General features: G+C 70.4%; 11 protein-coding genes. 1 reads left to right on the top strand and 10 read right to left on the bottom strand.

The features are described from left to right. Positions 1-121: 121 nt before the first annotated feature. A complete protein-coding gene (locus ACGF4F_RS02860) occupies positions 122-1,078 on the top strand; it encodes an SCO2521 family protein (RefSeq protein WP_357442959.1) in 957 nt (318 codons plus the stop codon). 6 nt (positions 1,079-1,084) lie between these two features. Here the strand turns inward: ACGF4F_RS02860 and ACGF4F_RS02855 are convergent, their stop codons facing one another. The 10 genes from ACGF4F_RS02855 to ACGF4F_RS02810 form a co-directional block, all read right to left on the bottom strand. Then, positions 1,085-2,050, bottom strand: a complete 966-nt coding sequence (locus tag ACGF4F_RS02855; protein WP_393074245.1) for an SCO2522 family protein — start codon at positions 2,048-2,050, stop codon at positions 1,085-1,087. Further along, positions 2,047-2,976, bottom strand: coding sequence for an SCO2523 family variant P-loop protein (locus ACGF4F_RS02850; RefSeq protein WP_073837225.1), 930 nt, complete (start codon positions 2,974-2,976; stop codon positions 2,047-2,049). Before ACGF4F_RS02850 ends, ACGF4F_RS02855 begins: the two co-directional genes overlap by 4 nt. Further along, positions 2,977-4,818 carry an SCO2524 family protein gene (locus tag ACGF4F_RS02845; RefSeq protein WP_357442953.1) on the bottom strand — a complete coding sequence of 614 codons (1,842 nt, stop codon included), beginning with the start codon at positions 4,816-4,818 and terminating at the stop codon, positions 2,977-2,979. Between the two features lie 373 nt (positions 4,819-5,191). Beyond that, the gene (locus tag ACGF4F_RS02840; RefSeq protein WP_357442951.1) at positions 5,192-5,887 is read right to left on the bottom strand and encodes a GntR family transcriptional regulator; all 696 of its coding nucleotides are present in this window, start codon (positions 5,885-5,887) and stop codon (positions 5,192-5,194) included. A gap of 293 nt (positions 5,888-6,180) precedes the next feature. After that, positions 6,181-7,077 (bottom strand): dihydrodipicolinate synthase family protein, encoded by an 897-nt coding sequence (locus ACGF4F_RS02835; protein ID WP_393074240.1) that lies wholly within the window; start codon positions 7,075-7,077, stop codon positions 6,181-6,183. 604 nt (positions 7,078-7,681) lie between these two features. Further along, the gene (locus ACGF4F_RS02830; RefSeq protein WP_393074237.1) at positions 7,682-9,838 is read right to left on the bottom strand and encodes an alpha-galactosidase; all 2,157 of its coding nucleotides are present in this window, start codon (positions 9,836-9,838) and stop codon (positions 7,682-7,684) included. Next, positions 9,828-10,937: an ABC transporter ATP-binding protein gene (locus tag ACGF4F_RS02825; RefSeq protein ID WP_393074234.1), complete on the bottom strand. Its 1,110-nt coding sequence runs from the start codon at positions 10,935-10,937 to the stop codon at positions 9,828-9,830. The genes ACGF4F_RS02830 and ACGF4F_RS02825 overlap by 11 nt, the downstream gene beginning before the upstream one ends. Next, complete coding sequence (locus ACGF4F_RS02820; protein ID WP_393074231.1) at positions 10,934-11,956, bottom strand: ABC transporter ATP-binding protein; 1,023 nt, start codon at positions 11,954-11,956, stop codon at positions 10,934-10,936. The genes ACGF4F_RS02825 and ACGF4F_RS02820 overlap by 4 nt, the downstream gene beginning before the upstream one ends. A gap of 5 nt (positions 11,957-11,961) precedes the next feature. Continuing rightward, positions 11,962-12,903: an ABC transporter permease gene (locus ACGF4F_RS02815; protein ID WP_393074228.1), complete on the bottom strand. Its 942-nt coding sequence runs from the start codon at positions 12,901-12,903 to the stop codon at positions 11,962-11,964. Continuing rightward, a complete protein-coding gene (locus tag ACGF4F_RS02810; RefSeq protein WP_357442938.1) occupies positions 12,900-13,904 on the bottom strand; it encodes an ABC transporter permease in 1,005 nt (334 codons plus the stop codon). Before ACGF4F_RS02810 ends, ACGF4F_RS02815 begins: the two co-directional genes overlap by 4 nt. Between the last annotated feature and the right edge of the window lie 2 nt (positions 13,905-13,906).

The raw sequence follows: 13,906 nt of genomic DNA, 5'->3' as shown, positions 1-13,906 counted from the left end.
GGTGTTTCGGCATTTCCCGCACGGGTCCGTGTCGGTGCGGGTCACGGCGGCGTACGTCAATCACCATGGGACCGCATTCCGCGGGCGACCGCGGACCGGTGGCGGCGATGCGGAGGAAGCCATGCTCACGGTGGGTGAGGTGCACACCAGCCTGCTGCAGCACAGCACTGCGCTGGCACAGGAGCAGAGCGCCGAGGTGCTCAGCCTGGTCGAGGGCGAGGCCGTGCTGACGTCGCGGCGCCCGTCGCTCTACGCGGTGTCGCCCGACGTGCGCACCGGCGTGGACTGTTGGCTGCCCAGCGCCAAGAAGCGCCAGCTACGCGGCGTGGGCGCGGTGGTCACCCGGGCCATCATCACCGGCGGCCGGATCGGGCAGGCGTCCTCGGTCATCCAGGTCGTCCCCGGGGAGCGCCGCCAACCGTGGTCGCACTACCTGGCCAGTCCCGGCGTCCTGGAGACGGTCGGGAAGCTGGACGCCGCGGACCTGGCGGCGGGCTTCCTGCACGGCAACGCCGCCGACGTGCTGAACCTGGAGGCGATCACCGGCCGGGTGCTCGACGGCGTACAGATGTCCGACCTGCTGGACCGGCGCCCGCCCCTGCGCGCGGCGCGCACCCGGCTGCGCTGGACCGCGCGGGTCGCCGAACGACCGGACCAGGTCTCCTCGGCGGTGGTCACCGTGGACTCCCCGACGCTGCGCACGGTCGAACTCGTGGTCGGCCCGCAGGATGTGCCGGCCGCCGTGGCCGGCCTCTGCGAGGATCTCGCCCTGCACGACTGGCTGCTCACCATGCTGTCCGCCGTCGTGGAGGCCGCGGTGACCCGATCGGTCTCCGGGCAGGAGCACATCGAGCGGCTGCGGCCGGTGCTGGAGCACCTGCTGCACCTGTGGCTGCCCGGCGCACGGGTGGACCCGCGGCTACGGCCGATCTGGGACCGGCTGGAGCAGGTGCCCGGGTTCAGCCGGCAGTGGAAGTCGTCGGTCAACTGGATCCGGGATCAGATCAGCGTGAGCAACCAGGCCCTGCTGCGCGACCTGGCCGGCCGGGTGGCGGTCAACCAGCCGTGCCCACGCTGACGGCGCTCACTCGCCGATGAACACGTAGCTCAACCGGTCGACCAGCTCGCTGGGCAGCTGCAGGCCCTCCCCGCCGGCCCGCTTGGCGATCTGCCGGGCGACCGGCGGGGGCACCGCGACCTGACCGAGGATGGTCCGCACGGCGAGCTCCACCGGCAGGTACCGGGTGTCCATCAGGGTCAGCGTGCGATACGCGCAGAACGGCGCGGCGACCGGGTTCAGCTGGACGACCGACGGCAGCTCGTCCCAGTCGGTGGGCAGTTCGCCGGCAAGCCGGCACGGCTGCGTGATCGTCTCACCCCGGTGCCGTAGCACGCCCAGCCGAGTCATCTGCCAGACCGAGGCGAGCAGCGCGCAGGCCCACACCCGCGTGTTCGGCTCGTCGGACCACAGCTCGACGTCGACGAAGATGGAGTGCTGGGGGTCGCCGGACTGCACCGGCGGGGACCACGGCAGTGGCAGGGTCATCGCCGGCGCGTCGACGTGCCCGGGCGAGCGCTTACCGTTGGACAGCCAGCCCGACTCGCTCAGCGGCGGGCGGCTCCCGTTGGTGTGCCGGGGCGGCTCCACCACCAGGGTGTCGACCACCAGTTGGGCCAGCTCGACTCCGTCGTGCCGGGCGAAGCTGGACTCCCGGGCCACGTAGTCCACCGTCAGGCCGTGCTCCGCCGCGGCGCTCTGCACCTGCGGGATCACCTCGCGCGGGGTGCCGAACCGGTGGAAGTAGTCGTCCACCAGGAAGCAGGTGCTGATCCGGGGCTGCCGGTTCGGCGGCAGTCCTCGTCGGGCCAGCGCCGGGATCGCCCCCGCCCAGTCCGCGATCCGCTCGAACTTGCGCCGCAGCTCGTGGCACCCGTCGCCGAAGTCCTCCGCGTAGAAGTGCCCCAACTCCACCGACAGATGCGAGTACGCCACGCTCTCCGTACGACGCACCGCAGCCGCCTCCTGGAACCTGACATCCACGCCGATCACGCGGTCTCCCATGCCGTTTCGTCGAAGAGCTTCTCGGTCAGATCCACGAAGGCGTCCACGGTCTTGGCGTTCGCGATCTTGGTCTGCACGTCGTGGTCCGAGATGAGCTGCTCACGCCACTGCAGCAGGGGATCCAGCGGCACCGCACCGAGCAGTGTGGTGCGCCCGACGCCCCGCCGTCGGGCCAGCTCCGACAGTTCCGCGTCGCACTTGCGCAGAAAGGCCTGCTGCGCGAGGTCGAGGTGCCCGACCTCGGGACCGCGCGAATCGATCACCGCGGTGCGGATGAACCGCAACGACTCACGCAGCCGCTCCGGCTCGTGGCCGTACTCCTTGCCCATGGCCAGGATCCCGCCGGCCTCGAAGGCCAGGTCCGCGGCCGCCGTGACGTGCTGGGGGGTCCACCGGTGGAAGACCAACCAACGAACGGTCACCTTCCGCAGGGTGGGCGTGGCGGTGGCCGCCAGCGCGATCTGGCTGGCGTAGGACCGGCCGGCGCTGAGGTCCACCAGCGTCAGGTCGAACTCCTCCTCCAACCGGAGGAAGAGCTCGGCGCAGCGCTTGGCGATGTCGTTGGTGAAGCCGAACTCGCTGCCGTTGCGCTGTCCGGGCAGCAGCACCAGCGGACCGGACCCGATGGGCCGCTGCCGCAGGCTGGCCCGCTCCGAGGTGCCCCACACGTCCAGCTGCTCCGGCGACGGGATCTCCCCGCGCAGGTACCGATGCAGGCCGCCGCCGTTCGGCCCGGCGCCCTCCACCCCGTTGACCGCCTGCGGGATCTGGAACGTGATGCCGGCCGTCGGCGAACCGAAGTCGTAGTCCAGGTAGCAGGTGGGGCGGCCGGACAACGCACTGCGGTAGGCGATGTTCGCCGCGGTCACCGAACGCCCGGTGCCGCCCTTGTGCGACGTGACGAAGACCAGCATTCAGATCCCCTCGCTGGCTTTCTGCTGCCCGGTGGTGATGTCGTTGAGCAGCAGCAGCAGGGTGTTCGCCAGAGCGGCCGCCGTGCCGGGCCGTTCGTCCACCAGCGTCTGCGCCCGGCGCAGGCTGGCCCGGATGCTGCGCATGCTGCGCTGCATCGCCTCACCGGCGAACGTGCCGCGCATCAACTCGCGGTCGAACAGGTACTCGGCCTCGTCGATGAGATCCTGCGCGTACGCGGCGAGCCGGCCGGCTCGTGGGAACGGCCGCTCCCAGAGCAGCTGACCGGCGCTGACCAGGGCCTGCACCACCCGCTCGGTCAGATACCAGGAGGGTGCGTCCGGCTTCGGCGCCAGCCCGGGGAAGGCACCGCCGGCGTGGTCCCACAGCCCGCGGTGACGGCCGTCCGGGATACGCCGCAGCAGCAGGTGCTCCCACACCTCGTCGGCAAGTTCGAGCAGCTCGCTGCGCTGCCGGGCGTTGCTCAGCAGACCGGCGACGGTGGCCGCCCGCTGCAGCAGCACCGTGGAGAACTCGTTGACGTTCCACGTCATGATCGGCTTCGACGTGTCGTCGTTCAGCGTCACCCGCTTGCCCGGCGCATGCACGATCAACGCCGGCTCGTCGGGCGAGGCACGCCGGGTGATCCGCGACCGCTGCGCCAGCTCCACGAGCACCGCGGCGATCCGCCCGAGCTCCTCGTCGGCGCCGCGCCCACCGGCGAGCAGTCCCTTCACCGCCAGCGACGTGGCCTGCAGGGTGTAGTAGTCGGTGCGGTCACCGTCAGTCGTCCGCCACGGGATGTCCTCGATGGGCCACCGCCGCCGGTTGCCGAAGGTCGCCACCGTCGCCCAGTAGGTGCGGGTCAGCTCCCAGCGCAGTTGCAGTGCCCGGGACAGCCGCTGCTGCTCCTCGTTGAGCAACCCGAGCAGGCGGGTGCGCTCGGAGTTCAGGTCTTCGATGGCGTCCATCGCGATGACCGTGAAGTAGAGGTAGGGAGCGTTCTCCGCCGAACCCTCGCGCTGCTGGCCGATCGGTTCGGTGGTCGGGACCTCCTCGGCACCGGCGATGGTCCCCCACGACCAGCCGCACTCGAACAGCATCTCGCTGTTGTCCAGGTCCTCGGTCACCCGACCGGACCCGATCACCACGCTGCGCAGGCTGGCCATGGTGTCCCGCAGCTGCTCGCGCAGCGCCGCCACGAGTTCGCGGCGGGGCAGCTCGTCCTGGTTGACCATGTCGCACAGCCGAACGCCGTACTCGTCGGTGGCGGTGAAGACGAAGGTACTGAAGCTGCGCAGCAGCCCCACCATGGCCGCCGTGAGGCGTGCGCTGGCCATCGCCTCGAGGTTGTCCAGTTGCGCCAGCAGGTCGCGCCGCTGGGTGGAGCCCCGGTAGACCTTGACGAAACCGATCGTCGCCAGGGTGAGCGTGACAGACACCGCGAACGAGTCGACGATGTCCTGGGAGCGCTGCTCGTCGGTGAGGTCCGGGCCACCCTCCAACGGGTTGAGGTAGCTGCCACCATCGAACAGCGGGGTCCCGGTGTCGTCGGTGTACCGGGTGTAGTAGTCGATCATCACGCCGACCAGCCGACGGGGAATCTCGATCGCACCGCCGATCGGGCCGAGTGCCTCGATGACCTCTTCGTCGGTGCGGTCCGGGTCGTCCAGCGACAGCACCGGGACCTTGGCCGCCGGGAGCAGCAGAGTCAGCAGTTGCTCCGCGTCGCTGATGGAGTTGCTGCCGCTGCGGCCACCCCAGTGCCATTCACCGTCCTGCCAGCAACTGCGTACCGTGGCCCGCCAGATGTCGAGGATCTCCTGGCGCGGCTGTATCCGCATGATCCACCGCCGTCTGCTGTAGTCGTCGACTCGAAACTGCTGGTGTTGCCGTGCGCACGAAGATCCACGATGGTGTGTGCCACCACATCGTATCGGTCGCGTCGAGTACCGCTAGAGCGGCTTCGATGGCCGCGTGTCGGCAACGGGAACCGGTCGTCCAGGTGCGACTCGCGCCCTGATCCGGCGGAACAGTCCACGGCAAGATGTGAGTCCACTTTCGGCGCCATCCCCGTTGGACCCGAGATGAAAGCGAGCCGTCTTCATCGGAAGTGGCCCTGAACGGCGCAACGCAGCGCATCGACCCAGCCACGCGGCACCGCAACGATCACGCCGCCGCGGACGTGGATCAAGCCCTCGGCCAGCCCGGCCGAGATCAGTGCCCGTTCTTCTCGGCTGCCGCAGCTCGTGACCGCTGCCTGCGCGGGCGTTCCTCCCGGCCGGCCCAACTGCCGCGCACGTGGCCGATGTGCGCCTTGATCAGGCGCTCGAGGCCACGCCGGTCGTTCGCGGCGATGAGATCGAGCATCTGGAGGTGTTCCGCGGCCGACGAGGCCAACTCGCCGTTGGCGGCGAGCCGGGTGAGGCCGTACAACCTCGTCCGGGAGCGCAACTCGCCGACGAGCGAGACCAGGTTCGCGTTGCCCGCCAGTGCGAGCAGCTCCAGGTGGAACACCCGATCCTGCTCGATGTACGCGATCAGATCTTTCTCCTGCGCCGCCTCGACGATCCGTTGCGCGATCGGCCGCAGGCGGGCCAGGTCATCGGCGCCTGCGACGCCAGCCGCCCGGATGGTCATCGGAACCTCGAGAAGCTGCCGGATCTCGGTGATGTTGTCCAGTTCCTCGTCGGAGAGTTCGGTCGGCCGGAAACCCTTGTTGGGCACCGTCTCGACCAGGCCCTCCTTGACCAGGTCCAGCATCGCCTCCCGCACCGGCGTGGGCGACACGCCGAACTGCGCGGCGAGGGCGGGCGCGGAGTAGATCTCCCCGGGGCGCATTTCACCGGCCACGAGGGCCGCACGCAGGGCGTGGGCGACCTGGCCCCGCACGCTGCGCCGCGCCTCGAGCATCGGCAAATGTAACGACTGCGCCATTACTGCACCCCCTCCGCTTGGAGGATAGTTGGACCGGATCCACCGCCTCGCACCACCCGGATCGTGTCGCATCCCCATCTCGGTGCGACCGCCATGGGGACCGGGTGCAGCGCAGTGTAGAACCCCGGCGCGGCCCGCCCCTGCTCCCGGTGGCCGATGCGGGAAGCCCGCTGTCCACCGAGCGGGAGGACGTCGTTCGGCATGCCCCCGGTGTGTGAGCAGATCGCGTGGAACAGCCGCTTGCCGCGCACGTCTCTACCGCCCTTCCGCTACCGGCACCCGGCGGCGGTCGACTTCTCGGTGGCCTCCCGCACGGCGCGCTGCTGCTCGGCGGTGAGCGGAACCCGCGGCGGCCGGCACGGCCCGCCATACCGCCCGACGACGTCCATCGACAGCTTGATCGCCTGGACGAACTCCGTCTTGGAATCCCAGCGCAGCAGCTGATGCAGCATCCGATAGAGCGGCAGGGCGGTGGCCAGGTCGCCGTTGGCGGCGGCGTTGAACAGCTGCACACTCGCCCGCGGCAGCGCGTTGACGTAGCCCGCGACCCAGCCCCGCGCTCCGGCGAGGCACATCTCCAATGCCACATCGTCAGCGCCGACCAACACGTCGAGGTCCGGGGCCAGCTCGGCGATCTCGTAGCTGCGCCGGACGTCGCCGGAGAACTCCTTGACGCCCACGATCAGGCCCTCGCCGCACAGTTGGGCGAGCAGGGCCGGGGTGAGATTGACCTTGGTGTCGATCGGATTGTTGTACGCCACCACAGGTATGCCGACCTTCGCCACCTCGCGGTAGTGCTCGACGACGGCCTGCTCGTCGGCCCGGTAGGCGTTCGGGGGCAGCAGCATGACCGCCGCGCAACCGGCCTCAGCGGCGTCCTCGGCCCATCTGCGCGCCTCCAACGCACCGTACGCGGCGATGCCGGGCATCACGGTGAAGCCGTCCGGAGCGGCGTCGACCGCCGTACGCACCACGGCGCGTCGCTCCTGCTCGGTCAACGTCTGGTACTCCCCCAGCGACCCGTTCGGGGTCACGCCGTCGCAGCCCTCGGCGGCCAGCCACCGGACGTGCTCCGCGAACCGATCGAGATCGACCTGCAGCCGGTCGTCGAAGGGCAGCGCCGTGGCGACCAGCACCCCGTGCCATGGCTTCAATCGCGCGTGCATCCCGTACTCCCTGTCTTGTGTCGCATCCGTCCGACCGAACCCGGCCTGGATCCCGTCGCCGTCGCTGAAGGCACCACCACAACGGAGGAGCGTACAATGTCACAGTACAACAGCGCAGAAGAAAGACTCCAGCCGTAACGTCGCATAAGGTGCACCTGCCCGACCGCCTCCCCGCACCCGGCGGCGTGACGGTACGCTGCCGCGCCGGCGGAGCACCGGCAGCCGCCTCGTGACCGGACCCGACCGCCGCACGACCAACGCCGCCACCCCGACCTGGTCGTCATCAAGAGCGCGAATCGCAGACACCGCCAACGCCGATGACGCCACCCGAACCGGTTTGCCGGTCACCGGCCTGGACCGATCTCCGATCACCGGCGGGCCCATCGGAGCCGGCAGCGAGAACCTCCTCGTCTCCGACCCGAGGGGCCCGGCCCGGAACGACCTCGCGCTGCTGTCCGATCAGCAGCGGCGCGTCCTGGCCGACCAGCCGCGCGACGACACGACGTTCGGCCGCGTGGTGGACGACCAGCGCGCCGTCCGTCGTGCCCGGGCGCCCACGATCGTGGCCGGTTCGCGTACGCCCGCCCCACGTCGCGCCGGCGCTTCACCGTTGGCGGTGCGGCTCCCCGACGGCGTCGAGCCGCACCAGCACGGCCTGCTCGGGTGCCAGCAGTGGTGGCGGCAGCCCCAGCACCCCGAGCACCCGACCGCCCACGTCGACCGAACCCGATTCGAACCAGGCAGGGTCGGATCGACCAGCCGTGGCGGGCGGGCCGATCTGATCGAGGAGGGTGACCCGGTACGAGCGGTCCGGATCAAGGTCCGGCATCCGCCAAGGGGCGGGCACGGCGTCCACGGACGTGGCCAGCTGCACGTAGGCGAACACCGCGGCCGAGCGGTCCGCCGACACCACCCCGTGCACCCAGGCTGACGGGTCCGGGTGGTCGACGCGGACGACGGTTCCCCCGTGCAGCAGCGGGCGGAGCCCCCGATAGGTGACGATCGCCCGGCGCAACTGCCGTCGCTCCTCGTCGGTGGCGGTGGAGACGTCCCATTCCAGGCCGAGATGGCCGAAGATCGCGGTCGCCAGGCGGAAGGACAGGTCGTGGGTACGCGAGGTGGTGTGTGAACGCGACGGTCCGACGTGCGAACCGATCAGTTCCGGGGGCAGGAACAGCCCCGTCCAACGCTGGATCGCCTGGCGCTCCAGCGCGTCGTTGCAGTCGCTCGCCCACACCCGGTCGGTGTACTCCAGCATCTGCAGGTCGATCCGTGCCCCGCCCGAGGAGCAACTCTCTATCTCCACCCCGGGGTGTCGCCGGCGCAACTCGGCGAGCAACCGGTACACGGCGAGCGTCTGGTCGTGTACCGATGCCAGGCCGTCCTGGCCGGCGTCGACCAGGTCGCGGTTGTGATCCCATTTGAGATACCTGATGTTGTGGTCCCGCAACAAGCTGTCGAGCCGGTCGAGGATGTACCGGTACGCCGCCGGATGCGCCAGGTTGAGGACCTGCTGTCGGCGAATCGTGACCGGCAGCACGCCCGGCGCCGGGCCGAGGACCCAGTCCGGGTGCGACCGGAACAGGTCGGAGTCCGGGTTGATCATCTCCGGTTCGACCCAGAGCCCGAACTCCATGCCCAACGCCTCGACGTGGTCGATCAACGGCCCCAGGCCGTCGGGCCAGACGTCCGGATCGACGAACCAGTCCCCCAGGCCGGCGCTGCTGTGCCGGCGCCCGGCGAACCAGCCGTCGTCGAGGACGAACCGTTCCACGCCGACGTCGGCGGCCGCCTCCGCCAGCGCGCGCAGCCGGGCGTGGTCATGATCGAAGTAGACGGCCTCCCAGGTGTTCAGCACGACCGGTCGCGGCCGGTCCGGCACCGGGTGCTGCGGCCGCGACCGTAGCCACCGATGAAACACCGCGCTCAGGCCGTCGAGACCGGAGGGGCTGTAGGCGGCGTAGATCCAGGGTGACCGGTACGCCTCCCCCGCGGCCAGGATCACCTCGCCGCTGAGCAGCAACTCACCGCCGCCGAGCGTGGATCGGCCGTCGGGCAGACGCTGTGCGTAGGTGAGATGGTTGCCGCTCCACGCAACATGGATGCCCCACACCTCGCCGCTGCGGAACCCGAAGCCTCGGGTGCCGGCCACCAGGCCGATGGTCGCGTCGTGGCCGGTACGGCCGTGTCGGCTCTCCCGAACCCACGCACCCCGGTCGAACGCCCGACGCTGCGGGTGGCGTTCGCGTGCCCACCGGCCGGTGAAGTCGAGCAGCTCGTCGGCGTGCGGCGGCACCGGAAGGGCAACCTCCAGCCCCTCCAACACGTACGCCGTGGTGCCGCGGTTGGTCAGCTCGTGACGCACCCGCGCCAACCCCGACGGCGCCAACTCCACCTCGGTCACCAGCTCCAGGTCGGCGCGGTGATCGACTGCGGTGAACCGGCTCGTACCGCCGGTGACCGCAACGTCGGTCAGTGCGAAGGCCGACGACCAGCATGTTCCCGTGCGGTGCCCGCGCAGACCGGGGCGACCCATGTGTCCGGTGGCCGCCTCGGGCAGCATCGCCAGCGGCACCACCGGGTCGGGCGAGTTCACCGGCAGTGCCTCGCCGAAGCCGAGACCGAGGCTGCGCGCGTCCGCCTCGCTCAGCTCCGGACCCCAGTACCGCAGCACCGGCAGCCCCGGTCCGCTGGCGTCGATGACAATGCTGACGGCGCCGCCGCGCAGGTGCACGACCTCCGGCTTGAGGTCACCGCCCATGGGACTGCCGGCCAGTCAGGAGCTCCGCGGTGCGCGCCGCAGCGGGCTGCGGCTGTTTCGGGGCTGTCGCCCCGGACCTCGGCGTGGCGGTCGCCGCCGGCTGGATCCGGCCGGCCTCGATGTCCTTCGCGTAGTGGCAGGCAACCTGATGCCCCGGCGCGACCATGTGCAGGGCCGGCCGCTCGTCGGCGCAGCGAGTGGGCTGGCGCCACGGGCAGCGGGTGTGAAATCGGCACCCGGCGGGCGGATTGGCCGGCGACGGCAGGTCGCCCCGCAGCAGGATCCGGGTGCGGGCCACTTCGACCGCTGGGTCCGGCACCGGCACCGCGCCCATGAGGGCCTTGGTGTAGGGGTGGGTCGGCTTCCGGTAGAGCGCCTCGGACGGCGCTTGCTCGATGATCGATCCCAGGTACATCACCGCCACCGTGTCGCTGATGTGCCTGACCACTGCGAGGTCGTGGGCGATGACCAGATAGGTCAGCGAGAACGTCTCCTGCAGTTGCTTGAGCAGGTTGATCACCTGTGCCTGGACGGAGACGTCCAGCGCGGACACCGGCTCGTCGGCGACGACCAGCTTGGGGTTCAGCGCCAGGGCCCGGGCGATCCCGATCCGCTGGCGCTGACCGCCGGAGAACTCGTGCGGGTAGCGGTTGAGTGCGGTCGCCGGCAGTCCCACCACGTCCAGCAGGTGCCGGATGCGTCGCGCGTGTTCCGTTGATCCGCCTGGGATCTTGTGGGCGCGCAGCGGCTCGGTGAGCAGTGACTCGACGCTCTGCCGAGGGTCCAGACTGGCCATCGGATCCTGGAAGACCAGCTGGAAGTTCCGCCGTGACGAGCGCAGCCGCCGTTCGCTGAGCCCGAGGAGGTCCTCGCCGTCGAGGGTGACGGTGCCGCTGGTCGGTTCGATGAGCCGGGTGACGGCGCGTGCGAGGGTGGACTTGCCGCAGCCGGACTCTCCCACCAGGCCGAACGTGGTCCCGGCCGCTACGTCCAGGTCCACGCCGTCCACGGCCTTCACGGAGCCGTGCTGGCGGCGGAAAAGTGTTCCGCCGCGGATCGGGAAGTGGACCTTGAGATCGCGTACCTGAAGCAGGCTCATTCGGCGCCTCCCTCGTGACGTCCCGCGGCGGCGGGGTGTGCCGCCGGCTGCAGCGGGCGTGGACAGCGGACCTCGCGCGGCGGGAAGAGGCTGAGCTCCTGCACCGGCGGTGCCGCGCCCAGGCACGCGTCGACGGCATGGTCGCAGCGGGGTTGGAACGCGCAACCGCGATCCCAGGGCACGACGTCCCGCACCGAGCCGCGGATGGTGTGCAACAGGCCGCCCCGCTCGCCGTCCATCCGGGGTATCGAGCGCAGCAGACCGTCGGTGTACGGGTGGGCGGGCTGCCCGAACAGGCCGCCGGCCGGGGCGGATTCCACGATCCGGCCCGAGTACATCACGTGCACCCGCTCGCACAGTCCGGCCACGACCCCCAGGTCATGCGTGATCATCACCAGCGCCGAGCCGCTCTCCTCGACGAGGTCACGCAGCAGGTCGAGGATCTGCGCCTGGATGGTCACGTCGAGCGCCGTGGTGGGCTCGTCGGCGATGAGCAGCCGAGGTCGGCAGGCGATCGCCATAGCGATCATGACCCGCTGCCGCATCCCGCCGGACAGTTGGTGTGGGTACTCCCGAAGCCGGCGCGCCGGGTCCGGGATGCCGACCCGGTCGAACAGGGCCTGGGCATCTTCTCTGGCCTCGGCGGCCGACCTGTCACCGTGCCGGACGATCACCTCGACGAGTTGCCGCCCCACGGTGACCACCGGGTTGAGCGACGTCATCGGGTCCTGGAAGATCATGGCCACGTCCCGGCCCCGGACGTCGCGCATCTGCCAGGCGGACAGGGACAGCAGGTCCTGGTCACCGAGCATGATGCTGCCGGTCACCCGCACGTTCCGCGCCGGCAGCAACCGCATGATGGCCAGTGACGTGACGGACTTGCCGGAGCCGGACTCGCCGACGATCCCCACCGACTGCCCCGCCTCGACGTCGAAGGTCACGCCGTCGACGGCCCGCACCGGCGGATGTCCGGGCCGGGTGAAGGTGACCGTGAGGTCCCGTACGCGCAGGAAGCTCATCCTGTTCACCGCCGTAGCTTGGGGTCGAGTGCTTCGCGCAGCGACTCGCCGACGAGAGTGAAGCCGAGCGCGGCGAATACGATCGCCAGCCCCGGGTACAGCGCCAGTTGCGGGGCGGAGGTCAGCGCGACCTGGGCGTCGGTCAACATGCGTCCCCATTCCGGCGCCGACGGGTCGCTGCCGGACAGACCGAGGAAGGCCAGGCCCGCTGCCTCGACGATGGCCAACGCGAGGGTCAGGGTGCCCTGGACGATCACCGGGGTGAACGAGTTCGGCAGCACGTGGCGGAAGACGATGCCGGCCCGGGAGATGCCGAGTGAGCGCGCCGCCAGCACGTAGTCGGCGGCGCGTTGCCCGAGCATCTCACCGCGCAGCAGCCGCGCGAAGATCGGCACGTTGACCACCGCGATGGCGATCATCACCGAGGTCAGGCTCTGCCCGAGCAGCGCGGCGACCGCGATGGCGAAGAGCAGGCCCGGTACGGAGAGCATGATGTCGACCAGCCGCATGACCAGCACGTCGACCCAGCCGCCGAAGGCGCCCGCGAGCAGCCCCAGGAACACCCCGACGGTGGCGCCGATCGCCAGTGACACCACGCCGATCAGCAGCGACTGTCGAGCCCCGTGGACGAGCCGGGAGAAGACGTCCCGGCCCAGCGGGTCGATGCCCAGCCAGTGCTCGGCCGAGGGCCCGGGGTATGCGCCGGGCCGGACCTGGGACAGCCACGAGTTGTCCTTCGGCGAGTACGGCGCGATCCACGGCGCGAAGACGGCGACCGCGACAAACACCAGGATCAGCGCGAACCCGACCATCGCCATCGGATTCCGCACCAGCCGGCGCAGGGCCTCACCGCGCAGGCCACGCGCCGGGGTGGGCTCGCCGACCACCGCGTCCACGCCCGCCGGCCCGGCCGGATCCCCGGGGCGAGCTTGCTCCACGACGCTCACGACACCCTCACCCGCGGATCGAGCAGTCCGTAAACAAGATCAACGATCATGTTGATGAGTACGTAACTCACGGCAATCACCAAGATGAAACCCTGAATGGTCGGGAAATCGCGTGCGACGATGCCGTCAGCCATGAACTTCCCGACGCCGGAGAAGGCGAACACCGTCTCGGTGAGGACGGCTCCGGCGAGCAGGACACCCATCTGCAGGCCGATGACGGTGGTCACCGGCAGCATCGAGTTCCGCAGGACGTGCCGGCGGGTCACCGTGCCGGGCAGCAGGCCCTTCGCCTCGGCCGTGCGCACGTAGTCCTCGTGCAGGACGTTGACCACCGAGGCGCGGGTCATCCGGACGATCACGGCGAGCGGGATCGAGGCCAACGCGATCGCTGGCAGGATCAGGTGGATCAGGGCATCCCCGCTCGCCGGCAGGTTGCCGGTGAGGATGCCGTCAAGGACGTAGAAGCCGGTGGGATGATCAGCGCTGGCGCGCGGATCCGCCCGGCCCGCCGTCGGCAGCCAGCCGAGCTGGACGGCGAAGACGAGCTTGAGCAGGTACGCCAGGAAGAAAATCGGGACGGTCACCCCGAGCAGCGACCCCGAGACCAGCACGTTGTCCAGCCAGGTCCCGTACCGGCGAGCGGCCATGTAGCCCAGCGGAATGCCCACCGCGACGGCGATGACGAGCGCGGCGACGGCGAGCTCGATCGTGGCCGGGAATCGGCGCGCCATCTCCTCGATGACCGGCCGCCCGGTCTGCAGGGACGCGCCGAAGTCCAGCCGGACCGCCCGCCCGAGGAACTGGAGGTACTGTTCCCAGAGCGGGCGGTCCAGGCCGAGCTGCGCCTCGATCTGTTCGATGGCCGCCGGTGTCGCCTTCTCCCCGAGCAGGGCCTGGGCAGGCCCACCCGGGAGCGCGCGGACCCAGGCGAACAGCAGGATCGACAACCCCAGCAGGATCGGGATCAGCTGAAGCAGCCGTCGAACGACAAAGCGAAGCACGA

The organism is Micromonospora sp. NPDC047740 (assembly GCF_043204735.1).
Classification (GTDB): Bacteria; Actinomycetota; Actinomycetes; order Mycobacteriales; family Micromonosporaceae; genus Micromonospora.
The sequence above is the reverse complement of the archived record's forward strand: the minus strand, read 5'-3'. Positions and strand labels throughout refer to the sequence as shown.

Bases quoted from the DNA above. Each gene is read 5' to 3' on its own strand.
- ACGF4F_RS02860 (WP_357442959.1), top strand. From the start codon at position 122: ATGCTCACGGTGGGTGAGGTGCACACCAGCCTGCTGCAGCACAGCACT.
- ACGF4F_RS02850 (WP_073837225.1), bottom strand. From the start codon at position 2,976: ATGCTGGTCTTCGTCACGTCGCACAAGGGCGGCACCGGGCGTTCGGTG.
- ACGF4F_RS02845 (WP_357442953.1), bottom strand. From the start codon at position 4,818: ATGCGGATACAGCCGCGCCAGGAGATCCTCGACATCTGGCGGGCCACG.
- ACGF4F_RS02840 (WP_357442951.1), bottom strand. From the start codon at position 5,887: ATGCTCGAGGCGCGGCGCAGCGTGCGGGGCCAGGTCGCCCACGCCCTG.
- ACGF4F_RS02835 (WP_393074240.1), bottom strand. From the start codon at position 7,077: ATGCACGCGCGATTGAAGCCATGGCACGGGGTGCTGGTCGCCACGGCG.
- ACGF4F_RS02830 (WP_393074237.1), bottom strand. From the start codon at position 9,838: ATGGGCGGTGACCTCAAGCCGGAGGTCGTGCACCTGCGCGGCGGCGCC.
- ACGF4F_RS02825 (WP_393074234.1), bottom strand. From the start codon at position 10,937: ATGAGCCTGCTTCAGGTACGCGATCTCAAGGTCCACTTCCCGATCCGC.
- ACGF4F_RS02820 (WP_393074231.1), bottom strand. From the start codon at position 11,956: ATGAGCTTCCTGCGCGTACGGGACCTCACGGTCACCTTCACCCGGCCC.